The following is a 24,743-nucleotide window of genomic DNA, read 5'->3' as shown; positions in this document are numbered from 1 at the left end:
AGTGGTCGTAACCGGGGTGGTTGAACGGGCGGCTCGACAGGCGTGTTTATCCTGTGAGGGCTGGGCGGCGCGGGAGGTTTGGGTCGCATGGTGTCATTCCTTGACGATGAACAGGTGTTCGATTGGTATCGAGCGGGACGGAGCGCTTTCCGAACTCCAGATACGGGTATCGGTGTTGTAGAAGATTCTGCCGGGAGCCCCGTCGCGCAGACGAATATTGCGTACCTGCACATGGTAGGTCTCGAGTTCGTCGCGTTGCTGGTGGTCTTCTATGTCCTGGATGATTGCCTCAACTGAAGAATAGGCGCGGGCGTCCACGACGTAGAGACCGATCACCTCGAACAAGGCGTTGATCCGGTAACGGTTTCCCGATGAGACCACGACTTCGACGGTTTCCAGTGGCAGCGCAGGGTCGTTGCTGTCCGGCAGGTGAATCAGGATGCTGCCGATCCTCAGCAGGTTGTCCTTGATGACAAGGTTGCGCGAAGTGATCTGTTCCTGCAGATGCTGTGTGTGGAGGTGCCAGCTGGATGACCCCGAAATGCCGGCGTCGGCTTCGGCGGTGGACAGCCGAATGGAAGCATGGGGGGCGGGAAACAGTTCGTAAGTCGAGGATCGTCCTTCCAGCCAGTAGGTCGCCTGATGTTCGGTGTCCTGAAAGTCGACTCGTTGCGGCGTTGTCTTCAAGGTGTGCTTTTGGACCGAAGGCCGGACGAAAATGTATTTGCCTGCCCGTTCACGCAATGAAGCGTGGCTCTGGATATAGGTGTAGCCATCGAGTTTCGCATCCTCGCGATACGAGTTGCGAGGGACGTCGAGGTGATAGGAAATACCGTCACGCATGATCAGCGTCACGGGGTGAATCATTTGCCAGCCGGAGGCCATGATCCCGGCGCCTGCATCGCTTTTCCTGCCTGGATGCTCTCTCACTGCACCGAGAAGTGTAAGCATGCCGCCTCCGTGCCTGAATGTGATGGTGAACTGAACATTCGAGTAGTGGAGGAACGTGAACGCACCGGGTTCCGATTTTGTAACGGTGTATATGGCCCGGACTTCATCGATTTCCGTGCTGTCATGATCGACATAAAGGGTGCTGCGGGTGGGTTTGTCGTTCTGTCTGGCCACCAGGGTCGTGTGATAAAGATGCCTGGAAACGAAATAGTACGAGTGCGTGATGCCCGACAGTTTGTAACGGCGATTATCAAGCGGTAACGGCGAGGTTTTCGCGATGCCGGCAGTCAGAATGCTGACATTTATCGACAGGTCGTTCAGATCCATGATTTCGGCAGGCCATTGCGGTAGCAGGTGGTAACCGTCCTGGGTGATGAACGTCCATTTATCATTGCGCAACGAGCGCTTGCCATTGACAGTCCGGTACACCGCTTCGAGAACGAGTTCCTGTCTTGGCGAGCGCACGTCGTCGTCGCGCAGTGATTCGATGACCACAGCGTCATTGCGGACGTACCAGCGCTGGATGGCTTCGAGCGGTACACCCAAATAGACCTTGCTGGGCTCCTGGTCATCTTCGGTGACGGAAACCTGAATACTCATCGAGTCGATCTGATAGGTATCGTTTCCAGGGCCACCATCGACCGTGACATGCAGGCCGCGCACGGCAATCTGGTCGTCTCCGCCGCCGGCATCGACGTGGTCGTTGCCATTGGCGGCGATGATGTCAGCCTGATCGGAGCCGGTCACACGATTGACCGCGCCGGCGAGCGTCTCGACCTTTTCGATGGACCTGAGCGTGGAGTGCAGCACTGGCTCGAGTTTCGGGTCCACAGGTCGCAACGACAGCGTGCCGTTTTTCAAATCGATGTCATAGCCGAGATGACGCGGCGGGTCGGGGATATGATCCAGATGACTGTGCGTGCCTTGCAGCCACAACAGATCGATACCGTCCCCTCCCGACAGCTCGCTTGCCCTGATCGGATCGTATGAAAGTGCTTCGGAAGCCGACTGAAAGATAAAGGAGTCACTTTTTTCGCCGCCATGCAGCACTTTTCTGCCGGTGCCATAGCTGAAGAAGTTGGCTTTATCCCGCACGCCTTGTACGGCGTCATGGCCGCCGCCGAGACTCCAGAACACGCCCTTGGTCGAATCGGCCCGGGCTTTGGAAACAATGGAGTCCGATGTCGGCAGGCCATCCCTCGCGTCGTAGACGTCATCGGTGTCAACGATGACCGGCAGGTTTTCGGTCTTGTATGGCGACTCGCCCTTTTTCCAGTCGTAGTTATAGATGCGAGTGGGCTGCAGCTTGACCTCGAACCGGCCATTGACGATCACGTCGACACTTTCCTTGAACTCATTGTCGAGCCAGGCGAGGCTGCGGGTCTTCAGGGCTTTGGCATAGTCGGCGGTGGTCTTGGCAATCAGGTAGCGATCCATCAGCGCCTTGTCCTGATTCTGACCGGTGAATGCGAACCAGCCAGCGCGCCAGCGTTCGTTCACGGTCAGTTCGATGTAGTCGTCAATGTCGTCGACCGCCCGGACGGCGCCATAGATTTTCGCTCCGACAATCATGATTGCGGCAGCGGCGATACCCACCGGGCCTGCTGCCTTGAATCCCGCCAGTGCTGCGCAGCCAAGGGCCAGGGACAGTACGCCACTGAATACACTCAGTCCGCCGGTGACGTACAGATCCTGAGCTTCCTTGCCCTGAGCCTTGGCCGCATCGTTGAAGGATTTGATGGCGGTATAGATATCAAAGGGCAGCGTCAGAGCACTGGCGATCAATCCGGCTCCGCGACACAACCATTTGCCCATGGTGGTCTTGCCGAATTGTTCGAAGGCCATGGATCCCTGGCGGATCATGTGCTCTCCGGTCTTGACTAATGCGTACTCCAAACCCAATGAGACGATTTCCGCGAGCCCTCCGCCTACGTTGATCATCGCTTCTCCCAAATCGCCTTTTTTCAGGGCGTCGATGGCGCCGACGTAAGCGCAGTAGAGCCCGTATGCCTGCAACCCGACGCCCATGGTGGTCATTGAGCTGCTTTTGGCCTTGTCGACCCAGCCCGGTAAATGCTCGGGCATCGGATTTCGACGAATGTCCAGGCGTTGGGTGGCGTTCAGCAGGTGGTTGATCTTGTTCATGGCGTCAGCGAATTCACCGGTGGGCATCTCACGCATGAGTGGTGGGGCTTCGGGGGAGCGCTGAGTGACGATTTCGTACAGCAGGGGCGGGATTTGAGCGTTTTCCGGTGAAGGAACGGATCTCATGCGCTGTTCGATCTGAGCCGTATCGAATTCCAGTGCATCGATGAATGTTTGGTCAGGTTCGGAAAAGTAGGTGTTGGTCGCCGAGAGGGTTTCCCCATCGATTCGGCCGCCCAGGGCCTGGAGCGTCTGGCGGCTGACACTGAATTCTCCGATGCGCAGAGGGCCAAAAAGGGCGTCGAGATCCGCAAGCCCGGGTTTTTTACCCGAGGGTTTGAGCGGCGGCTCCGGGTGGATGTTCAGGTCGGATATTTTGATCGGAGCTGACGATCGGTCAGTCCGTGAAGCAGGGTTCAATTGATTGGTCAAAGTCATGGTTCTTTTCACAAGTCCGTTTGTGGTGCTGCCGGAATGTGGCATGGGGCACGGACTTGTTCATGAGCATTTGCTTTGCCAAATGTTTGATGACGCTCATCGGCGCCGGGTGCGCCGATGAGCGTTGAGCGTGGGCTCAGTAGGCATATCGCAACAAGGTATGTGGCAGATGCCGCAGTACAAAGAAACCGAACAGGGCGACCAGTGCCGGCAGCACCAGCCACCAGACTTTCTGCGGCATCGCTTCAAGGGGGGATTGGCGCTGAGTCAGCCACAGGCTCGCTGCGCAGACACAGGCGGCGAGCATCGCACCGGCCAACACATCGGTTGGCCAGTGTGCCCCCAGATAGACCCGCGACAGCGCAATCGCCAGCGCCGGAATGCAGCCGATCAGCAGCCACGTCAGGCGCAGTCTTGGCGGTTGCCCGCGTCCGGCCAGCACGGCGAGGGTCAGGAACAGCGCGAACGATCCGGACGCATGACCGCTGGGCATGCTGTAACTGGTGATCGGATCGGTCAGCACCTCCGGGCGCACCCGGGCGAAAAACAGTTTGGTCCCGGTGTTGGCCAGCGCAGTGACGAGCAGGGTACTGCCGGCGAAGATCGCCTGACGCCACTGGCGGCACAGCAGCAACAGGCCTGTCAGCAAAATGCTGAACAGCAGCATGTTGCGGAATTCACCGATCAGGGTGAAGACCACCGCAACCTCGTCGAGCACCGCGCTGCGGTGTTCCTGCACGAGGGTCATGACGCCCTGATCGAGCGCGGTCAGGTAGGGGTAACCGATGAACAGCGCGATCAGGATCAACAGGCTCATGCTGCTGATCCAGATTGTCGCCCGGCGGTGACGGCGCAGACTGCTGTTGGCACTCAGGCCGACCATCACCGCAATGCTGGCGGCGACAATCCCGGCCTGCAGCCAGAAGCCTTCCGGCAATGGCAGACGAATCGCCGCCCCGGTGGCCCAGCCGGGCAGCAGGTAGGCGATGCTCCAGCCCGCCGCCGCCAGCAGGCTGACGGCAACGAAGCGCGGGAAGGGCATGTCGCACATCCCGGCGACCATCGGCAGCATCGGCCTCAGCGGACCGATGAAACGTCCGACCAGCAGACTGGCGATGCCGTAGCGCTGGAAGTAGGTTTCCGCGCCGGCCATCCACTCCGGGTGATGACGCAGGCCCGGCAGGCGCCGGATGTTCTGATGGAAGTGGCGGCCGAGGAAATACGAAACCAGGTCGCCGAGAATCCCGCCGAGAAAGCCCAGCAACAGGGTCTCGCTCAGTGACAGCGCACCGCTGCCGGCAAGTGCCGCCACGGCGAACAGCAACACCGTGCCGGGAACGATGATCCCGGCAATCGCCAGGCATTCGACAAAGGCCACGACGAACACCGCAGCAGCCAGCCACTGCGGATTGGCGGCCAGCCATCCGGTCACGCTATCGAGCCATGGGCCCATACAACACACTCCATTTCATTGATGTCCCTGGTCGGCGTAGTGCAGAGGGGGAAGTTCACAGCAGAAAGTAATCGCGTCCTTCGACCTGGCCCCGGCGCAGCGGGTTCCGGGTGCACCACTGGGCATAGGCCGCATCGACGAAGCGGTACATCAAATGCTCGTCGCGCCCATGGGGGATACCCAGGCGGGTGGTCTGGATGATGTGGCCTGGCGCGGGGCCGGTGTCTTCCACCAGCAGGGTTTCGTGGTCGAAACGCTTGGCATCCCACACTGGCACTTTCAGTCCCAGGGCCTTGCACAGCAGGGTTTGCCCGGCGCAAAGCTTTTGCGACGGCCGCGGTCGGCCCTGAGCATCGGGATTGTTCAGCAGCATCTGCGCCAGACTGGCCGGGCCGCTGATCTCGTCGACCCACGGATAGGCCGATTTGATCAGCACCGCATTGCCAGGACCCTGCGCGCTGAAGTTCAGCGAATCGCCGCCACGGGCGTAGTACATATAGATGTGGCCGCCATCCAGAAACAAAGCCTTACGCTTTTCCGTGTAGCCGAGGGAGGCGTGACTGCCTTTTTCTTCGCAGTAATAGGCTTCGGTTTCGATGATCCGGGCGCTCAGCCACAGGTCGCCGACCCGGTGACGGATGACTTTGCCCAGCAGATCGCGGGCAAGCGTCTGAGCGTCACGGTCGAAAAAAACGTCCGGAAGGCCCAGCGGCAGGCGCTCGGCACGGGCGCGAACGGTCAGGTTGGACATGGCAAACGGTGTTTATCCAGGCGAAAGAGGTCGTGATGATAACAATCCGAGCCTTAATTACGGCTGAACATCGGCAAATCGCCGTCCATTTCGACCATCCGCCCGTCACCGCTGTTAGTCCCGGGACGCGACAGCTATAATCTGCCGCTTTCCTCTTTGCCAAGACCCCAGCAGACCATGACTGAGTCCGTTCTTGACTACATGACCCGATTGGGTCGCGCCGCCCGCGAAGCTTCCCGGGTCATCGGCCGTGCCAGCACCGCGCAGAAAAACCGCGCCCTGCTGGCTGCCGCCAATGCGCTGGACGCCGCCCGCGCCGAGCTTGCGGCAGCCAATGAACAGGATCTGGCCGCAGGCCGCGCCAATGGTCTGGAGCCTGCACTGCTGGAGCGCCTGGAACTGACCCCGGCCCGCATCGACGGGATGATCGTCGGTCTGCGTCAGGTCGCTGCCTTACCGGATCCGGTCGGCGCGATCCGCGATATGAGCTTCCGTCCGTCGGGCATTCAGGTCGGCAAGATGCGCGTGCCGCTGGGCGTGATCGGGATCATCTACGAATCCCGTCCGAACGTGACCATCGATGCCGCGAGCCTGTGCCTGAAGTCCGGCAATGCGACCATCCTGCGGGGCGGTTCCGAGGCGATTCATTCCAACCGCGCGATTGCCGCCTGCATCCAGCGTGGCCTGGCCGAAGCCGAATTGCCGGCCGCCGTGGTGCAAGTGGTGGAAACCACCGACCGCGCCGCCGTTGGCGCCCTGATCACCATGCCCGAGTACGTCGATGTGATCGTACCGCGCGGTGGCCGTGGCCTGATCGAGCGCATCAGCCGCGACGCCCGGGTGCCGGTGATCAAGCATCTGGACGGCATCTGCCACGTCTATGTCAGCGAACACGCCGACCTGCCGAAAGCCCAGCGCATCGCCTTCAATGCCAAGACCTATCGTTATGGCATCTGCGGCGCGATGGAGACGCTGCTGGTCGATCAAAGTGTTGCGAAGGATTTCCTGCCGTCGATGGCCAGACAGTTCCGCGAAAAAGGCGTCGAGCTGCGTGGTTGCGAGCGCACCCGGGCGATCATCGAGGCGGTCGCGGCGACTGAAGAAGACTGGAGCACCGAGTATCTGGCGCCGATTCTGTCGATCCGCGTGGTCGACGGCCTGGACCAGGCCATCGAGCACATCAACCATTTCGGCTCTCACCACACCGATTCGATCGTCAGCGAAAACCTCGCCGACACCCGGCAGTTCGTGGCCGAAGTCGACTCGGCATCGGTGATGATCAACACCCCGACCTGCTTCGCCGATGGATTCGAATACGGATTGGGTGCCGAGATCGGCATTTCTACTGATAAGCTGCACGCCCGTGGCCCGGTGGGCCTCGAAGGACTGACCTGCGAGAAATACGTCGTGGTCGGTGATGGCCAGTTACGCGGCCAGGCGACGGTCTGACTTGTCCGACCTCGAGCCGAAAGCGCCGAAATCCGGCAGGAAGTCTCGCCCCAGACGCATTGGCGTCCTGGGCGGAACCTTCGATCCGGTGCATGTCGGCCATTTGCGCGGCGCGCTGGAAGTCGCCGATGCGCTGGCGCTCGATGAGCTGCGCATGATGCCCAGCGCCCGGCCGCCCCATCGCGATACCCCGCAGGTGTCGGCGCAGGATCGGCTGGCAATGGTCGAGTGTGCGGTGGCCGGAGTGCCGCCGCTGGTGGTGGACGCCCGCGAGTTGCAGCGGGACAAACCGTCCTGGACCATCGATACCCTGGAGTCGCTGCGCGCTGAACTGGCCGCCGAGACCCAGGTTTTTCTGCTTTTGGGCTGGGACGCATTTTGCGGCCTGCCCACTTGGCACCGCTGGGAAGAGTTGCTCCAGCATTGCCACATCCTGGTGCTACAGCGCCCGGACGCCGACAGCGAACCGCCGGATGCCTTGCGCAACCTGCTGGCAGCGCGTTCGGTGAGCGACCCGCTGGCCCTGAAAGGGCCGAGCGGACAGATTGCATTCGTCTGGCAGACACCGCTCGCGGTCTCCGCCACCCAGATCCGTCAACTGCTGGCCAGCGGTAAGTCGGTACGTTTCCTGGTGCCCGACGCGGTCCTGGCCTACATCGATGCGCACGGTCTGTACCGTGCGTCGAACTGAACAAGGCGTGCTCGAGTAACACGATCATCGTGGAACGAGCCGCCGAATACATGAGCAAAACGAGTTTTATATGACTGACAAAGACCAAACCAAAGTAAAGCGCAAAGGCACGTTCAAGAGCGCTCCGCTGCCGGAAGTCGCCAACACCAACGAACCGCTGAAAGGCGACGAGCTGGTCAAGGTGGCCGTGGCCGCCCTGGAAGACGTCAAGGCCCAGGACATCCAGATCATCGATGTGCGCGACAAGCAGAGCATCACTGACTACATGATCATCGCCACCGGTACGTCCAACCGTCAGATCAACGCGATGCTGGACAAGGTTCGCGAAGAAGTGAAAAAACAGGGCGCCAAGCCGCTGGGCGAAGAAGGCAAGGGCGACAGCGACTGGGTGCTGCTGGACCTGGACCTGGTGATCGTGCACATGATGACCGCCTCGGCCCGTCAGTTCTACGACCTGGAGCGCCTGTGGGCCGGTGCCGAGCAAAGCCGTGCGGCAGATGCCAAGCACCACAGCCCGGAAAACACCCACGAGCACTTCACCAAGCTCAACAAAGACCAGCTGTAAGGGACGCGCTGTGCGACTGCGACTGATCGCCGTCGGTTCACGCATGCCCAAGTGGGTGGAAGAAGGCTGGCATGAATATGCCAAGCGTCTTCCGTCCGAGCTGGCGCTGGAACTGGTGGAAATTCCGCTCAACACCCGTGGCAAGAATGCCGACGTAGCCTGCTTCATCCGTCAGGAAGGCGAAGCCATGCTGGCCAAGGTCGGGCACAACGAGCGGATCGTCACCCTCGAAGTGCACGGCAAGCCCTGGAGCACCGAGCAGCTGGCGGTCGAACTCGACCGCTGGCGGCTGGACTCGCGCACGGTCAATTTCATGGTCGGCGGCCCGGAAGGGCTGGCGCCGGAAGTCTGTGCCCGCGCCGACCAGCGCTGGTCGTTGTCGCCGTTGACGCTGCCGCACCCGTTGGTGCGCATCCTCATCGGCGAGCAGTTGTATCGTGCCTGGACCGTGTTGTCCGGCCACCCTTACCACAAGTAATCCTGCCCTCATGTCCCAGCCGATCCGCATCAAGGACCACGAAAAAGACGCCCGCCTGGTGCGTAGCCGCGTCGTGTTCGGGGCCATTGCGGTGGTGCTGCTGATCTGTGTGCTGATTGCCCGGCTGTATTTCCTGCAGGTGATCCAGTACGAGTACCACTCGACCCTCTCGGAAAACAACCGCGTCCATGTCCAGCCGATTCCGCCGACCCGTGGCCTGATTTACGACCGCAACGGCGTGGTGGTGGCGGACAACCGTCCGAGCTTCAGCCTGAGCATGACCCGCGAGCGCTCCGGCGACTGGCAGCAGGTGCTCGACGTGATCGTCGAAGTTCTGGAGCTGACGCCGGAAGACCGGGTGATCTTCGAAAAGCGCATGCGACAGGGGCGCCGGCCGTTCGAGCCGGTGCCGATCCTGTTCGAGCTGACCGAAGAGCAGATCGCCCGGATCGCGGTGAACCAGTTCCGCCTGCCGGGCGTGGAAGTGGTCGCGCAGCTGGTACGTCACTACCCGCAGGGCGCGCATTTTGCGCACTCGGTGGGGTACATGGGGCGGATCAACGAGAAAGAGCTGAAGACCCTCGATCCGGTCAATTACAGCGGCACCCACCACATCGGCAAGACCGGCATCGAGCGCTTCTATGAAGCCGAGCTGCACGGGCAGGTAGGTTACGAAGAGGTCGAGACCAACGCCCGGGGCCGTGTGCTGCGGGTGCTCAAACGTACCGATCCGGTGCCGGGCAAGGACATCGTCCTGAGCCTCGACATCAAATTGCAGGAAGCCGCCGAAGCCGCACTGGGCGGACGACGCGGTGCAGTAGTGGCGCTGGACCCGAACACCGGTGAAGTGCTGGCAATGGTCAGCCAGCCTAGCTTCGACCCGAACCTGTTCGTCACCGGCATCAGCTTCAAGGCTTACGCCGAGCTGCGCGATTCCATCGACCGGCCGCTGTTCAACCGCGTGTTGCGCGGCCTGTACCCGCCGGGTTCGACGATCAAACCGGCGGTGGCGATTGCCGGTCTCGATGCGGGCGTGGTGACAGCGTCGAGCCGGGTGTTCGACCCCGGTTATTACATGCTGCCCAACTACGATCACAAGTACCGCAACTGGAACCGCACCGGGGACGGCTTCGTCGACCTCGACACGGCGATCATGCGGTCCAACGACACCTACTTCTATGACCTGGCGCACAAGCTCGGAATCGACCGGTTGTCGGCCTACATGAACAAGTTCGGCATCGGCCAGAAGGTCTCGCTGGACATGTTCGAAGAATCCCCGGGCCTGATGCCGTCCCGCGAATGGAAACGTGCGACCCGCAAGCAGGCCTGGTTCCCGGGCGAGACCCTGATTCTCGGGATCGGCCAGGGCTATATGCAATCGACCCCGCTGCAACTGGCCCAGGCCACCGCGCTGGTGGCCAACAAGGGCGTGTGGAACCGTCCGCACCTGGCCAAGACCATCGAGGGCGAGAAGCCCAAGGATGAGAACCCGATGCCGGACATCGTCCTGCGCGATCCGTCGGACTGGACCAAGGTCAACCACGGCATGCAGCAGGTGATGCACGGTGCCCGGGGTACGGCGCGCAAGGCGTCGATCGGCGCGCAATACCGGATCGCCGGCAAGTCGGGTACGGCCCAGGTGGTCGCGATCAAGCAAGGCGAGAAGTACGACCGCTCCAAGGTGCAGGAACGCCACCGCGACCACGCTCTGTTCGTCGGTTTTGCACCGGCCGACAACCCGAAAATCGTGGTGTCGGTGATGGTCGAGAACGGTGAGTCCGGTTCCGGTGTCGCTGCGCCCGTGGTGCGTCAGGTGATGGACGCCTGGCTGCTGGATCAGGACGGACGCTTGAAGGCCGAATACGCCAGCCCAATCAGTGCGGAGGCTACGGCCCGTGAAGAATAATTTCGATCGCATGCTCTCCAGCGAGGATGTGATGCGTCGCCGCGCGACGCTGCTGCAACGCCTGCATATCGACGGACCTTTGCTGGTCCTGCTGCTGATCCTCGCCGCCGGCAGCCTGTTCGTGCTGTATTCGGCCAGCGGCAAGAGCTGGGACCTGCTGGCCAAACAGGCCACGTCGTTCGGCATCGGCCTGGTGTCGATGATCGTCATCGCCCAGTTCGAGCCGAGGTTCATGGCCCGTTGGGTGCCGCTCGGTTATGTGGTCGGGGTGGTGTTGCTGATGGTGGTGGACATCATGGGCCACAACGCCATGGGCGCGACCCGCTGGATCAACATTCCCGGGGTGATCCGCTTCCAGCCGTCGGAATTCATGAAGATCCTGATGCCGGCGACCATTGCCTGGTATCTGTCCAAGCGAACGTTGCCGCCGCAGCTCAAGCATGTCGGGATCAGCCTGATGTTGATCGGTGTGCCGTTCATTCTGATCGTGCGTCAGCCGGATCTGGGCACGTCGCTGCTGATTCTGGCCGGCGGTGCGTTCGTGCTGTTCATGGGCGGATTGCGCTGGCGCTGGATCCTCAGCGTGCTGGCCGCCGCCGTGCCCGTGGCGATCGCCATGTGGTTCTTCATCATGCACGACTACCAGAAGCAACGGATCCTGACCTTCCTCGACCCGGAAAGCGATCCGCTGGGCACCGGCTGGAACATCATTCAGTCGAAGGCCGCCATTGGTTCCGGCGGCGTGTTCGGCAAGGGCTGGCTGCTGGGCACCCAGTCGCACCTGGACTTCCTGCCGGAAAGCCACACCGACTTCATTATTGCGGTGCTGGGCGAAGAGTTCGGGCTAGTGGGCATTTGCGCGCTGTTGCTGATCTATCTGCTGCTGATCGGTCGTGGCCTGGTGATTACCGCCCAGGCGCAGACGCTGTTCGGCAAATTGCTCGCCGGCGCCTTGACCATGACGTTTTTTGTTTATGTTTTCGTCAACATCGGTATGGTCAGTGGCCTGTTGCCGGTGGTGGGAGTGCCGTTGCCGTTCATTAGCTACGGCGGAACTTCGCTGGTGACGCTGCTGTCAGCGTTTGGGGTTTTGATGTCGATCCATACACATCGCAAGTGGATCGCACAGGTTTGAATAAGGTGAAGAGTTCAATGCAAGTAATGCGTGACTGGGCGACACGATACGCACCGTGGCTCGGCCTGGTAGGCATCCTTGGCAGCGCGCAGGAAGCGCTGGCCGGCGATTACGAAGGCTCGCCCCAGGTGGCCGAATTCGTCGGTGAAATGACCCGCGACTACGGTTTCGCCGGCGAGCAACTGATGGCGGTGTTCCGCGAGGCCCAGCGCAAGCAGGCGATTCTCGACGCGATTTCCAAACCCGCCGAACGGGTCAAGCAGTGGAAAGAATACCGGCCGATGTTCATCACCGACGCGCGCATCGCCCGGGGTGTGGACTTCTGGCGCCAGCACGAGGCGGTACTGGCCCGCGCCGAGCAGGAATACGGCGTTCCGGCCCAGGTGATCGTGTCGATCATCGGCGTCGAGACCTTTTTCGGACGTAATACCGGCAATTACCGGGTGATCGATGCCTTGTCCACGCTGGGTTTCGACTATCCTCCCCGTGCCGAATTTTTCCGCAAGGAACTGCGTGAGTTCCTGCTGCTGGCGCGCGAAGAACAGGTCGACCCGCTGACCCTCAAGGGCTCCTACGCCGGGGCGATGGGCCTGCCGCAGTTCATGCCGAGCAGCTTTCGCGCCTATGCGGTGGATTTCGACGGCGATGGCCACATCAATATCTGGAACAACCCGGATGATGCGATCGGCAGTGTCGCCAGCTACTTCAAGCGTCACGGCTGGGTGGCCGGCGAGCCGGTGGTCAGTCGTGCCGATGTGCGCGGCGAGCAGGTGGATGAAGGCCTGACCACCGGCATCGAACCGACGAAAACCGTCGGGGAGTTGCGAGCGCTGGGCTGGTCAAGTCATGATGCGCTGCGCGATGATATGCCGGTTACTGCATTTCGCCTGGAAGGCGACAATGGCCCGGAATACTGGATGGGCCTGAAGAATTTCTACGCGATCACGCGTTATAACCGCAGCGTGATGTACGCCATGGCCGTACATCAACTGTCTGAAGAGCTGGTAAAAGCACGGGGCGTCAAGTAATGCAGGCATTGCCTATCAACAAACCCCTGAAGCTGGTGGCATTCGCCGCGTTGGCGGTGCTGGTCGCCAGTTGCTCGACCAGCCGGGCGCCGACCCAGAAATACGCCTCGAACACCGTTCGTGCCCAACCGGGTCTGGACATCAACCGGGCCCACAAGGACGGTGCGCCATGGTGGGACGTCGATGTATCGCGTATTCCGGATGCCACGCCGACCCTGCACACCGGCCCGTACAAGGCCAACCCTTACACCGTGCTGGGCAAGACCTACTTCCCGTTGCAGGAGTCCAAGACCTACGTGGCCTCGGGCACCGCATCCTGGTACGGCACCAAGTTCCATGGTCAGAACACCGCCAATGGCGAGGTCTATGACCTGTACGGCATGAGTGCCGCCCACAAGACCTTACCGCTGCCAAGTTACGTTCGGGTGACCAACCTGGACAACAACAAGAGCGTGATTCTGCGGGTCAACGACCGTGGGCCGTTCTATTCGGACCGGATCATCGACCTGTCCTACGCGGCGGCCAAAAAGCTCGGCTATGCCGAAATCGGCACCGCGCGAGTCAAGGTCGAGGGTATCGACCCGCAACAGTGGTGGGCTGCGAAGGGCCGTCCGGCGCCTTTGATGCTTAACGAGCCGCAAGTCGCGCAGAATACTGCGCCGGTGATCACGGCTTCGGCCGGTACGATCGAGCAGTGGACTCCACCGCCGCAACAACACGCCTCCGACACTGCACCTGTACAGATCGGCGCAAAAAAAAACGCTTCTGCACCAGCGTCTGGCCAGTATCTGCAGGTGGGCGCGTTCGCCAACCCGGACGCTGCAGAACTCCTGAGGTCGAAGCTCAGCGGGATGGTGAGCGCTCCGGTGTTCATCAGCTCGATCGTGCGCAATCAGCAGACCCTGCACCGGGTACGCCTGGGACCGATCGGTTCGCCGGGTGAAATTGCCCAGGTGCAGAACAGTGTGCGCCTGGCCAACCTTGGTTCGCCAAGTGTGGTCACCGAGTAAGTAATACGTAGCACTTGATTGACGGTTCGCCAGCGATTGGGGGGTGAATCAGGTTGTTGGCTCGTCGAAGAACAAAAGCCCGGCAAAGGGTGACTGGAGTGAGCAACTGAACACGCGATGACTCGTTAGAAAGTCATCTGATTAATTTTGCCCGCAAGGGCAGTTTCCATTAGCGATTTCGAGAGACGGATGAACATCACCACCTTTGCCAAACGCCTGTGTCTGCTAGTCCCGCTGCTCCTCTCGCCAGCCGCCTTCGCGGCCGAGATGATGCCGTCGCCACCTCAACTGGCCGCAAAAGCCTACGTGCTCATGGATGCCAGCAGCGGCAACGTGCTGGTGGAGAACAACGGTGACCAGCGTCTGCCACCGGCCAGCCTGACCAAACTGATGACCGCGTACATCGCTACGCTGGAAATCCGTCGTGGCCAGATCGGTGAAAACGATCCGGTGACCGTCAGCGAAAACGCCTGGCGCACCGGCGGTTCGCGGATGTTCATCAAGGTTGGCTCGCAGGTGACTGTCAGCGACCTGCTGCACGGCATCATCATTCAGTCCGGCAACGACGCCAGCGTCGCGGTGGCCGAGCACATCGCCGGCAGCGAAGACGCCTTCGCCGACCTGATGAACAAGACTGTCGCCGATCTGGGCATGACCAATACCCACTTCATGAACCCGACCGGTCTGCCGAACCCTGAGCACTACTCGTCGGCTCACGATATGGCGATCCTGGCGCGCGCGATCATCCACGAAGACCCGGCTCACTACGCGATCTACTCGCAGAAAGAGTTCTTCTGGAACGGCATCAAGCAGCCTAACCGCAACCTGCTGCTGTGGCGCGACAAGACCGTCGACGGTCTGAAAACCGGTCACACCGACGAAGCCGGCTACTGCATGGTGTCCTCGGCCGTACGTGACGGCATGCGCCTGATCGCCGTGGTGTTCGGCACCAACAGCGAAGTGGCTCGCGCCGCCGAGACCCAGAAACTGCTGACCTACGGTTTCCGTTTCTTCGAAACCCAGACCTTCTACCAGAAGGGCACCGAACTGGCTCAGGCCCCGGTGTGGAAAGGCACCACCAGTCAAGTCAAGGCCGGCCTGGCTGAAGACCTGACCATGACCCTGCCGAAAGGCCAGCTGAAGAAGCTCGCTGCCAGCATGACCATGAACCCGCAACTGACCGCGCCAATCGCCAAGGGCGACGTGATCGGTAAAGTCGAAGTGAAACTGGACGACAAGGTGGTGCACAGCGCCGACCTGATCGCCCTGGACGCTGTCGAGGAGGGTGGTATCTTCCGCCGCATGTGGGATAGCATCCGTCTATTCTTCTACGGCTTGTTCAACTGATTCGAGTTGACCTGCATGGCCCCGTTCCCTTCCGGAGCGGGGCCTTGTTCGTTACCGGGCTTACGCTTACGAGGCCGTTACGCCATGACCGATACCGAAGTAAAGGCGCCAAAGATCGAATTTCCGCAGGTTGATTATCCGGTTAAGGTGATCAGCGATACGGGCGTCGGCAACAAAGACAAGATCATCGACATCGTCAAGAAACACGCAAAGATCAACGATGAGCGTGTCGACGAGCGTCAAAGCAGCAACGGCAAGTACACCACCATCCAGTTGCACATCGTCGCGACCGACCAGGATCAGCTGTACAACATCAACAGCGAACTGCGGGCGACCGGCTTCGTACACATGGTGTTGTGATGCCGGGCACGCTGGGCTTTCGCGAACTTGGCCAGATGGCTTACGAGCCGGTCTGGCATGCCATGCAACGCTTTACCAACGAACGCGGCAGTGATGCCGCCGACGAAATCTGGCTCGTCGAACACCCGCCGGTGTTCACTCAGGGGCAGGCCGGCAAGGCCGAACACCTGTTGCTGCCGGGAGACATTCCGGTGGTTCAGGTCGACCGCGGCGGGCAGGTGACTTACCATGGCCCCGGCCAACTGGTGGCGTACCTGTTGCTGGATGTACGCAAACTGGGTTTTGGCGTACGCGACCTGGTCACGCGCATGGAGCGCTGCCTGATCGAACTGCTGGCCAGCTATGGTGTGACCGCCGTGGCCAAGCCAGATGCTCCCGGCGTCTATGTCGACGGAGCGAAAATCGCTTCTCTGGGTTTGCGGATTCGCCACGGTTGTTCCTTTCATGGCCTGGCCCTGAACGTGGATATGAACCTGGAGCCGTTTCGACGGATTAATCCCTGCGGCTATGCCGGGCTGGCGATGACCCAGCTGAGCGATCACGCAGGATCGATTGAATTTGCCGAGGTAAGTGCCCGGCTGCGCGCGCAGCTCGTCAAACACCTCGACTATGCTGAGCAGACGACCCTGACGGGCGGAATCGACTGATATGACTACTGATGCAGTGCAAACCATGATCCCGACGCTCGACGTGACCGAGCGCCCGGCCCCGCGTCCCAAGGTTGAAGCCGGCGTCAAGCTGCGCGGCGCCGAGAAGGTTGCACGCATCCCGGTAAAGATCATTCCGACCACCGAACTGCCGAAGAAACCCGACTGGATCCGCGTGCGCATCCCGGTTTCGCCGGAAGTCGAGCGCATCAAGAGCCTGCTGCGCAAGCACAAGCTGCACAGCGTCTGTGAAGAGGCGTCCTGCCCTAACCTGGGCGAGTGCTTCTCCGGCGGCACCGCGACTTTCATGATCATGGGCGACATCTGCACCCGTCGCTGCCCGTTCTGCGACGTGGGTCACGGTCGTCCGAAACCACTGGACGTCAACGAGCCGGAAAGCCTGGCCATCGCCATCGCCGACCTGAAACTCAAGTATGTGGTGATCACTTCGGTTGACCGCGACGACCTGCGTGACGGCGGTGCCCAGCACTTTGCCGACTGCATCCGCGAAATCCGCAAACTGTCGCCGAACGTACAGCTCGAGACCCTGGTCCCGGACTACCGTGGCCGAATGGACATCGCCCTGGAAATCACCGCGGCCGAGCCGCCGGATGTGTTCAACCACAACCTGGAAACCGTGCCGCGCCTGTACAAGGCTGCGCGTCCGGGTTCGGATTACCAGTGGTCGCTGACCCTGCTGCAACGCTTCAAGCAGATGATGCCGCACATTCCGACCAAATCCGGCCTGATGCTGGGTCTGGGCGAGACCGACGACGAAGTTATCGAGGTCATGAAGCGCATGCGCGAACACGACATCGATATGCTGACCCTGGGCCAGTACCTGCAACCGTCCCGCAGCCACTTGCCGGTGCAGCGTTTCGTGCACCCGGACACCTTCGCCTGGTTCGCCGAGGAAGGCTACAAGATGGGCTTCAAGAACGTCGCGTCCGGCCCGTTGGTGCGTTCGTCGTACCACGCCGACGAGCAGGCGAAACTGGTCAAGGCCGAGCTGCTCGGTTCCTGATTCAGCGCTGAATGAGAAAATGCCCGCCGGGGTTTACCGCCCGGCGGGCATTTTTTTGCCCGGACTACACTCGTTGTTCATTTTTCCTGCAATCTGCGGCGCGACCGGGCCTCTTCTGTTTGTCGCCGTTCCTGACTACTGTGTGTGCATGACTTCACACAGGGAGATCCATGGATGACCGTTCGACCGACTCACACCCTTTTCCCGCACAAACCTGTGCCGGCGCTGCCGTCGGAAGGGTTGATAGGCGTCATTGCGCCAGCCGGCCCCGGCACGCTGGATACTGAAAAGGCTGTTCAATGGATGCGCGCCCGGGGTTACGGTTTGCGGGTGTTTCCTGGTGTCTACGAGAAGGATGGCTATCTGGCCGGCAGCGACGAGGTGCGGCTCAACGATCTGCACGCGGCGTTCGCTGACGAGGAGGTGGATGCAATCATTTGTCTGCGCGGTGGTTACGGCACGCCAAGGTTGCTGGATCGGATCGACTACGATCTGCTGAGCCGCCATGCCAAGCCGTTCGTCGGCTACAGCGACATCACCGCGCTGCACCTGGCCATCAGTCGCTACGCCGGGTTCGTGACCTTTCACGGGCCACTGTTGAACGCCGACCTGCTGGGGGACAAGGAGCCGCTGACGGTGACGTCGTTCTTCTCCATGCTGCGCGGTCAATTGAAGGCCGGCAGTGTGCTGAGTCATCCAGTGGCTTATCCACTGACCACGGTTGAGCCCGGCATCGCTCACGGGCGCTTGCTGGGCGGCAATCTGGCGATGATCGCCTCGACCCTGGGCACGCCTTACGAAATCGATGTCGAAGGGGTGATCCTGCTCATCGAGGACATCAATGAGCCGCTGTATCGGATCGACCGCTTGCTGACCCAGATGCGTCTGGCCGGCAAGCTGGCCCGATTGCGTGGCGTGTTGGTCGGGGATATTGCGGGGGTGGATGTCGATGCGCTGAATCGCCTGCTCAAGCAGACCTTCGAGCCGCTGCGGATTCCGGTGTTGTCAGGATGGCGCAGCGGGCACTGTGATCCGAACCTGACGCTGCCGTTGGGCGCGCTGGTTCGACTGGATGCGGGGAAGAAGGAATTGATGCTGGAGCAGGATGTGGTGATTCGTTAAACGAGCCACAAAAAAACCGCCGCCTGAAGAGGCGGCGGTTTTGTTTTTACTGGCTACGCAAGCTTTCCAGCAGCTTGTGTGTCGGGTAGCCGTCTGCGGGCCAGCCAAAGGACTGCTGCGCACTGCGGATCGCCTTGCGCGTATTGGCGCCGATGATGCCGTCAGCGGTGCCCGCGTCGTAGTTGCGCGCGGTCAGCAGGTTTTGCAGCTCGATGCGCTCGGTGCGGCTCAATGGCAGGTCATCCTTTGGCCAGGTTCCGTTGATCAGGCCTGCGCCGTTGAAGCGCTCGGACAACAGGCTGACGGCCAGGGCATAGGACGATGAGTTGTTGTACTTGAGGATCGCCCGGAAGTTGTCGAGGATCAGGAACGCCGGGCCACGATAGCCGGCCGGCAACAGCAGGGCAGCCGACAATTGTTCGGAGCCGGCAGGAGCCTGGCCGCCGTTGGGCAGGATCACACCGAGTTGCCGCCATTCGGCGACACTCTTGCGAATCGCGCCATCGGCCAGGGTGTAATTGAAACCGCTCGGCAGCTGCACTTCGAAGCCCCATGGCTGGCCACGCTGCCAGCCGGAGCTTTGCAGGTAGTGAGCGGTGGAGGCCAGAGCGTCGGCGGGGCTGCCCCAGATGTCGCGGCGGCCGTCACCGTCGAAATCCACCGCATGGGTGTTGTAGGTCGTCGGGATGAACTGGGTCTGGCCCATGGCGCCGGCCCAGGAACCGAGCATTTTCTCTGGCGTGATATCGCCCTGTTGCAGGATCTGCAGCGCCGCGATCAGTTGCGCGTGAGCAAAGGCCGGGCGGCGACCTTCATAGGCTAGCGTTGCCAGAGAGTTGATCACCGATTTGGTGCCCTGGAACTGGCCGAAGTTGCTTTCCATCCCCCACACCGATACCAGCGCCTGGCGATCGACGCCATAACGTTGCTCGATGCGTTGCAGGATATCGGCGTACTGGTTGATCAGCGCCTGGCCTTTACGTACCCGCAGCGGCGACAGGGCGCCGTCCAGGTATTCCCACACCGGCCGGGCGAACTCCGGCTGGCTGCGGTCGGCGCGGATCACGCTGGCATCGAAGCTCACGTTGGCAAAGGCGCGATCAAACACATCGGGGCGGATACCGGCGGCCAGGGCGTCCTTGCGGAAACCTGCCTGCCACTCGGCGAAAGTCTGGGTCGGTTGCAGATCGAGGTCGTCACCGGACGGCACTACCGGCGGGATGACCGCAGGGGCCGTGGTAACGGGAGCAGTCTGAAGCGGTTGCGCGTCGGCGGCGGTGGGTTTCTCCGCGCAGGCGACAAGCAGTATGAAACTTGTGGCAGCGATCAGTTGGCGAACGGGCCAACGACGGGAAAGACTGAGGGGCATGCACAGGTCCAGGGGATACGAATCAGGTGCAGACCTTAACATGAGGAAGGGGTGCTGCGCTTCAAGCGGCCAGAAAGTAAGAAGCCTCCCAGCTGTCAGACTGGAAGGCTTCGCGGCGGTAGCTGCCTTTACCCTTGGATGGTCGTTCCTGGCGGCTGCGGAACAGGGGTTGGGCGACGATGGATTTGGCCTTGTTGTGGCCATGTTTCGATGGCTTTTTGCTCATGAGGGTTCTCGCAAGTGAGTAGGTTTTGCGCGGCAAATGATCTGCCGATGTCGGGCGTCTGTCTATAGGACTGAAGGCGGGATGTTCTGTAGGAAATGGTCTGTGCAAAAAAAGGGATCGCAGTATGCGATCCCGGGTTTCACTCGGCAGGAAGCGTCAGACGCTGACCGGCCATCAACAGCGCCAGACGGCTGAGGCTCATCCACGGCGAGCCGGCCGCCTGGCCCTTGATCTGCGCATCGATGCGCTGGGCTTCGAGCAACAACTGCGCCCAGCGTTGCGCCGAGTAGCGTTGCAGCGCTTTGCTCATCAGCGGTTTGCGCTTGTCCCAGACCGGCGGTTTCGCCTGACTGAAGCACTTGTCCAGCGGCGTCCCCTGGCTGTACTGCAGGGAGATGTTGGCCAGCAGACGCAGCTCCCGAGCCAGGGCCCAGAGGATCACTGGCGGTTCGACGCCTTCACCGCGCAGGCCTTCGAGCATGCGCAGTGCGTGAGCCGGTTCGCCGTTGAGCACCGCGTCGGTCAGGCCGAACACGTCAAAACGCGCACTGTCGGCCACGGCCGCCTGTACGGTTTCGACAGTGATCTGTCCGCCTTCGGCCATCAGCTTGAGCTTTTCGATCTCCTGCGCGGCTGCCAGCAGGTTGCCTTCGACCCGAGCGGCGATCAGTTCGACCGCGTCCTGGCTGGCCGACAATCCGGCTTGAGACAGTCGCTGACGAATCCAGCTGGGCAACTGGTTGGCATCCACCGGCCAGATCTGGATGAACTGGGTCTGCGGACCTTCGACCAGCGCCTTGCCCCACTTGGTTTTCTGCGCGCTACCGTCCAGCTTGGGCAAGCTGATCAACAGCACCGTATCTTCAGCGGGGCGCGAGCAGTATTCGATCAGCGCGGCGGCACCCTTGTCACCGGGCTTGCCGGACGGCAGGCGCAGTTCCAGAAGGCGCTTTTCAGCGAACAGCGACATGCTGGCCCCGGCCAGCAGCAGCGTACCCCAATCGAAATTGGCGTCGGCAGCGAACACCTGGCGTTCGTCGAAACCTTGCTGGCGGGCAGCGGAACGAATGGCGTCGGCAGCTTCCTGGCACAGCAGCGGGTCATCGCCGCTGATGATGTAGACCGGCGCAAGGGCGCCTTGCAGGTGTTTGCCGAGTTGGGCGGGAGCGAGCTTCATAAGAGAAGGCGAACGGGGCGCCTGAGCGCCCCGGACGTCTTACTGCTGCGGCAGTTCGAGCGGCGACTGACGCGGGGTTTCCGCTTCAGCCTTCTGCGCCGCTTCCAGTGCGTCGGCTTCTGCCTTGGCCCGGGCGTTGGCGGTCTGCTGCAGGGCATCCAGCTGGGCCGGCGTCAGTTGCTGCAGGCGCAGCATCATGCGCTGTACCAGTTCACGGCGTGTTTCGGTACGGGCATCGTTGGCTTCCTGGTCGGAACCCACCAGGTTGTTGCCGTCGTGGATGAACACTTTCTGCACTTCAAGCTTGTCGCTTTTGAGCAGCAGGTCTTTTTCGCCACGGATGTCGTAGTTGAGCACGGTGGTCACCTGGTACTCGCCAGTACGGCCGGCACCGGCGTAGCTGAGGATGCGCTGGCTTTCCTGCTCATCGGCCAGGTACAGCTTGTACGGTGCGCCGGAGACGATCTTGACGCCGCTGGCCTCCAGCACCTGACGCAGTTGCGTCACGGTTTCGCCGTAGGCGTTGCGGGCGCTCAGATCGAGCTCCTTGATCGTCAGTTCGGTGGTGCCGGTGCCGCGCAGCTGGAAACCGCAGGCGCTCAACAGGACAGCGAGGCCCATCACCAGCAGATTGCGTTTGATCATTGTGTTGCTCCCCTTGAAACCATGTGGGCCGACCCTGCGGCCCGAAAGGTTTTACTGGACGCCAGGCAGACCCGGCGTCCGATCCAATTAGCTGGCGACGATATTGACCAGTTTCCCGGGCACTACGATCACTTTGCGAATAGTCAGGCCGTCGACGAAGCGCAGCACGTTTTCGTTGGCACGGGCGGCGGCTTCGACTTCTTCGCGGGTGGCGGCGGCCGGCATTTCGATCTGGCCGCGCAGTTTGCCGTTGACCTGGATGACCAGGGTCAGGCTGTCCTGCACCAGCGCGCTTTCGTCCAGCACTGGCCAGCCGGCGTCGATCACCGGGTCGGCGTGGCCCAGGCGGTTCCACAGTTCATGGCTGATGTGCGGTGTGATCGGTGCCAGCAGCAGGGTCACGGCTTCCAGGCCTTCGTGGATCAGTGCGCGATCCTGTTCGGTGGCTTGGGCGGCTTTCTCCAGCACGTTCATCAGCGTCATCACCTGGGCGATGGCGGTGTTGAATTTGTGGTTCTGGCCGACGTCGTGGCTGGCCTGCTTGATCGCCTGGTGGATCGCACGGCGAATGACTTTCTGCTCGTCATTCAGGCCGGCGATGTCCAGTTTGCCCGGCAGGCCCTGGGTGACGTGGGCCTGAGCCAGACGCCAGACGCGCTTGAGGAAGCGGTGCGAGCCTTCCACGCCGGAGTCGGACCACTCCGCGCTCATGTCAGGCGGCGAAGCGAACATCATGAACAGGCGGCAGGTGTCGGCGCCGAACTGATCGATCATCGACTGTGGGTCGACGCCGTTGTTCTTCGACTTGGCCATCTTCTCGGTGCCGCCGATTTCCACCGGCAGGCCGTCGGATTTCAGTTTGGCACTGATGACCTTGGCCTTGCTGTCGCGCTCCAGTTCCACGTCCGCCGGGTTGAACCAGGTGTAGGCACCGTTGGCTTCACGACGATAGTAGGTCTCGGCGACCACCATGCCCTGGGTCAGCAGGTTCTTGAACGGCTCATTGGAGCTCACCAGACCTTCGTCGCGCATCAGCTTGTGGAAGAAGCGTGCGTAGAGCAGGTGAAGAATGGCGTGTTCGATACCGCCGATGTACTGATCCACCGGCAGCCAGTGGTCGGCTGCGGATTTTTCCACCAGACCGCCTTCGAAGTGTGGCGAGGCGTAACGGGCGTAGTACCAGGACGACTCGACGAAGGTGTCCATGGTGTCGGTTTCACGCTTGGCAGGCTGGCCGCATTTCGGGCAGGTGCACTCGTAGAACTCGGGCATGCGCGCCAGCGGCGAACCGGCGCCGTCCGGCACCACGTCTTCCGGCAGTACGACAGGCAACTGGTCTTCCGGCACCGGCACGTCACCGCAGGTATCGCAGTGGATGATCGGGATCGGGCAGCCCCAGTAGCGCTGACGACTGATGCCCCAGTCGCGCAGGCGGAACTGGGTGCGCGAGGCGCCGAGGTTTTTCTTGATCAGGGCGACTTCCATGGCGTCGAACGCGCCGGCGAAGTCCAGGCCGTCGAACTCGCCGGAATTGATCAGCGTGCCGTGCTCGCCGTAGGCGTCCTGCCACGGAGCCGGGTTGGTTTCACCGGAACTGGTGCGAACCACGGATTTGACCGGCAGGTTGTACTTGTGGGCGAATTCGAAATCGCGCTCGTCGTGCGCCGGCACAGCCATCACTGCGCCGTCGCCGTAGTGCATCAACACGTAGTTGGCGACCCACACCGGCAGTTTTTCACCGGTCAGCGGGTGCTCGACGAACAGGCCGGTCGGCAGGCCTTTCTTCTCTTGAGTAGCGACGTCGGCTTCGGCAACGCTGCCACCCTTGCATTCGGCGATGAACGCTTGCAGCTCAGGGTTGTTCTTCGCGGCGAGAGCGGCCAGGTGGTGCTCGGCAGCCACGGCAACATAGGTTGCGCCCATCAGGGTGTCCGGACGGGTGGTGAAGACTTTCAGGGTGCCGCTTTCGCCGATCGAATCGACGTTGTACGGGAACTGCACTTCCATCCCGCGCGACTTGCCGATCCAGTTGCGCTGCATGGTCTTGACTTGCTCAGGCCAGCCGGTCAGCTCGTCGAGGCTCTCCAGCAGCTCATCCGCGTAGGCGGTGATCTTGAAGTAGTACATCGGGATTTCGCGCTTCTCGATCAGCGCGCCGGAGCGCCAGCCGCGACCGTCGATCACCTGTTCGTTGGCCAGAACGGTCTGGTCGATCGGGTCCCAGTTCACGGTACCGTTCTTGCGATAGATCACGCCTTTTTCGAACAGACGGGTGAACAGCCACTGTTCCCAGCGGTAGTAATCCGGCTTGCAGGTGGTGACTTCGCGGGACCAGTCCACCGCGAGGCCCAGGCTGCGCAGCTGGGATTTCATGTAGGCGATGTTTTCGTAGGTCCACTTGGCCGGGGCCACGTTGTTCTTCATCGCGGCGTTTTCCGCCGGCATGCCGAAGGCGTCCCAACCCATCGGTTGCAGGACGTTTTTGCCGAGCATGCGCTGGTAGCGGGAGATCACGTCGCCGATGGTGTAGTTGCGCACGTGCCCCATGTGTAGCTTGCCGCTGGGGTAAGGGAACATCGACAGGCAGTAGTAAGTCTCCTTGCCTGGCTGTTCACTGACTTCAAAGGACTTTTGCTCGTCCCAGAACGACTGGGCGGCGGCTTCGATTTCACGGGGCTGATATTGTTCGTGCATGGCTACTTTTGTACTGGATAGGGGTGGCCTAATCCTCTTCAATGCGACATCCGGAGCGGGCCGGACGGGCTGGAAGTGGAGTTACAGGAAGCGCCGTAGCATACATGACCGCGCTTGGCCTAGGGAAACCCT

General features: G+C 61.4%; 21 protein-coding genes. 13 read left to right on the top strand and 8 right to left on the bottom strand.

What is annotated here, in order from left to right; all coding sequences use genetic code 11:
* Nucleotides 1-93: 93 nt before the first annotated feature.
* From ACKLNA_RS24480 to ACKLNA_RS24470, 3 genes are all read right to left on the bottom strand, one after another.
* A complete protein-coding gene (locus ACKLNA_RS24480; RefSeq protein WP_408987349.1) occupies nucleotides 94-3,534 on the bottom strand; it encodes a calcium-binding protein in 3,441 nt (1,146 codons plus the stop codon).
* 136 nt (nucleotides 3,535-3,670) lie between these two features.
* Nucleotides 3,671-4,987 (bottom strand): bifunctional DedA family/phosphatase PAP2 family protein, encoded by a 1,317-nt coding sequence (locus tag ACKLNA_RS24475; protein WP_408987348.1) that lies wholly within the window; start codon nucleotides 4,985-4,987, stop codon nucleotides 3,671-3,673.
* A 55-nt stretch (nucleotides 4,988-5,042) separates the two neighbouring features.
* Nucleotides 5,043-5,738 (bottom strand): DNA-3-methyladenine glycosylase, encoded by a 696-nt coding sequence (locus ACKLNA_RS24470; RefSeq protein WP_408987347.1) that lies wholly within the window; start codon nucleotides 5,736-5,738, stop codon nucleotides 5,043-5,045.
* Between the two features lie 177 nt (nucleotides 5,739-5,915).
* On the opposite strand from ACKLNA_RS24470, the gene ACKLNA_RS24465 reads away from it, so the two are divergent.
* From ACKLNA_RS24465 to ACKLNA_RS24405, 13 genes are all read left to right on the top strand, one after another.
* Entirely contained in the window at nucleotides 5,916-7,187 is a 1,272-nt protein-coding gene (locus ACKLNA_RS24465; protein WP_114885742.1) for a glutamate-5-semialdehyde dehydrogenase, read from the top strand.
* Nucleotides 7,156-7,878, top strand: a complete 723-nt coding sequence (gene nadD / locus ACKLNA_RS24460; protein ID WP_408987346.1) for a nicotinate-nucleotide adenylyltransferase — start codon at nucleotides 7,156-7,158, stop codon at nucleotides 7,876-7,878. Before ACKLNA_RS24465 ends, nadD begins: the two co-directional genes overlap by 32 nt.
* Nucleotides 7,879-7,948: 70 nt before the next feature.
* A complete protein-coding gene (gene rsfS, locus ACKLNA_RS24455; RefSeq protein WP_085712284.1) occupies nucleotides 7,949-8,443 on the top strand; it encodes a ribosome silencing factor in 495 nt (164 codons plus the stop codon).
* 10 nt (nucleotides 8,444-8,453) lie between these two features.
* Nucleotides 8,454-8,921, top strand: coding sequence for a 23S rRNA (pseudouridine(1915)-N(3))-methyltransferase RlmH (rlmH, locus tag ACKLNA_RS24450; protein WP_408987345.1), 468 nt, complete (start codon nucleotides 8,454-8,456; stop codon nucleotides 8,919-8,921).
* A 10-nt stretch (nucleotides 8,922-8,931) separates the two neighbouring features.
* A complete protein-coding gene (mrdA, locus tag ACKLNA_RS24445) occupies nucleotides 8,932-10,827 on the top strand; it encodes a penicillin-binding protein 2 (RefSeq protein ID WP_085712283.1) in 1,896 nt (631 codons plus the stop codon).
* A 31-nt stretch (nucleotides 10,828-10,858) separates the two neighbouring features.
* A complete protein-coding gene (gene rodA, locus ACKLNA_RS24440; RefSeq protein WP_085712360.1) occupies nucleotides 10,859-11,962 on the top strand; it encodes a rod shape-determining protein RodA in 1,104 nt (367 codons plus the stop codon).
* A 17-nt stretch (nucleotides 11,963-11,979) separates the two neighbouring features.
* A complete protein-coding gene (gene mltB / locus ACKLNA_RS24435; protein ID WP_085712282.1) occupies nucleotides 11,980-12,990 on the top strand; it encodes a lytic murein transglycosylase B in 1,011 nt (336 codons plus the stop codon).
* A complete protein-coding gene (locus tag ACKLNA_RS24430; protein ID WP_408987344.1) occupies nucleotides 12,990-14,000 on the top strand; it encodes a septal ring lytic transglycosylase RlpA family protein in 1,011 nt (336 codons plus the stop codon). Before mltB ends, ACKLNA_RS24430 begins: the two co-directional genes overlap by 1 nt.
* 189 nt (nucleotides 14,001-14,189) lie before the next feature.
* Nucleotides 14,190-15,347 (top strand): D-alanyl-D-alanine carboxypeptidase family protein, encoded by a 1,158-nt coding sequence (locus ACKLNA_RS24425; protein WP_065259591.1) that lies wholly within the window; start codon nucleotides 14,190-14,192, stop codon nucleotides 15,345-15,347.
* 84 nt (nucleotides 15,348-15,431) lie between these two features.
* Entirely contained in the window at nucleotides 15,432-15,707 is a 276-nt protein-coding gene (locus tag ACKLNA_RS24420; protein ID WP_007958664.1) for a DUF493 domain-containing protein, read from the top strand.
* Nucleotides 15,707-16,354 (top strand): lipoyl(octanoyl) transferase LipB, encoded by a 648-nt coding sequence (gene lipB, locus ACKLNA_RS24415; protein ID WP_085712280.1) that lies wholly within the window; start codon nucleotides 15,707-15,709, stop codon nucleotides 16,352-16,354. The genes ACKLNA_RS24420 and lipB overlap by 1 nt, the downstream gene beginning before the upstream one ends.
* A 25-nt stretch (nucleotides 16,355-16,379) precedes the next feature.
* Nucleotides 16,380-17,378 (top strand): lipoyl synthase, encoded by a 999-nt coding sequence (gene lipA / locus ACKLNA_RS24410; RefSeq protein ID WP_162803535.1) that lies wholly within the window; start codon nucleotides 16,380-16,382, stop codon nucleotides 17,376-17,378.
* A gap of 174 nt (nucleotides 17,379-17,552) precedes the next feature.
* Entirely contained in the window at nucleotides 17,553-18,500 is a 948-nt protein-coding gene (locus ACKLNA_RS24405; RefSeq protein WP_408987343.1) for an LD-carboxypeptidase, read from the top strand.
* Nucleotides 18,501-18,546: 46 nt separating this feature from the next.
* Here the strand turns inward: ACKLNA_RS24405 and ACKLNA_RS24400 are convergent, their stop codons facing one another.
* The 5 genes from ACKLNA_RS24400 to leuS form a co-directional block, all read right to left on the bottom strand.
* Nucleotides 18,547-19,869 (bottom strand): lytic murein transglycosylase, encoded by a 1,323-nt coding sequence (locus ACKLNA_RS24400; RefSeq protein ID WP_408987342.1) that lies wholly within the window; start codon nucleotides 19,867-19,869, stop codon nucleotides 18,547-18,549.
* 61 nt (nucleotides 19,870-19,930) lie between these two features.
* The gene (gene arfA, locus ACKLNA_RS24395; protein WP_408987341.1) at nucleotides 19,931-20,095 is read right to left on the bottom strand and encodes an alternative ribosome rescue factor ArfA; all 165 of its coding nucleotides are present in this window, start codon (nucleotides 20,093-20,095) and stop codon (nucleotides 19,931-19,933) included.
* A 139-nt stretch (nucleotides 20,096-20,234) separates the two neighbouring features.
* Nucleotides 20,235-21,272 carry a DNA polymerase III subunit delta gene (holA, locus tag ACKLNA_RS24390; protein ID WP_408987340.1) on the bottom strand — a complete coding sequence of 346 codons (1,038 nt, stop codon included), beginning with the start codon at nucleotides 21,270-21,272 and terminating at the stop codon, nucleotides 20,235-20,237.
* Nucleotides 21,273-21,311: 39 nt separating this feature from the next.
* Nucleotides 21,312-21,917, bottom strand: coding sequence for an LPS assembly lipoprotein LptE (lptE, locus tag ACKLNA_RS24385; RefSeq protein ID WP_408987339.1), 606 nt, complete (start codon nucleotides 21,915-21,917; stop codon nucleotides 21,312-21,314).
* 87 nt (nucleotides 21,918-22,004) lie between these two features.
* On the bottom strand, nucleotides 22,005-24,611 hold the full coding sequence (gene leuS, locus ACKLNA_RS24380) for a leucine--tRNA ligase (protein ID WP_408987338.1): 2,607 nt from the start codon (nucleotides 24,609-24,611) through the stop codon (nucleotides 22,005-22,007).
* Nucleotides 24,612-24,743 lie beyond the last annotated feature (132 nt).

Origin of the sequence: Pseudomonas sp. UV AK001 (assembly GCF_046097675.1) — a bacterium.
GTDB lineage: Bacteria > Pseudomonadota > Gammaproteobacteria > Pseudomonadales > Pseudomonadaceae > Aquipseudomonas > Aquipseudomonas kribbensis.
Note: the sequence above shows the minus strand (reverse complement) of the source record. Positions and strands in the feature narration are given on the sequence as shown.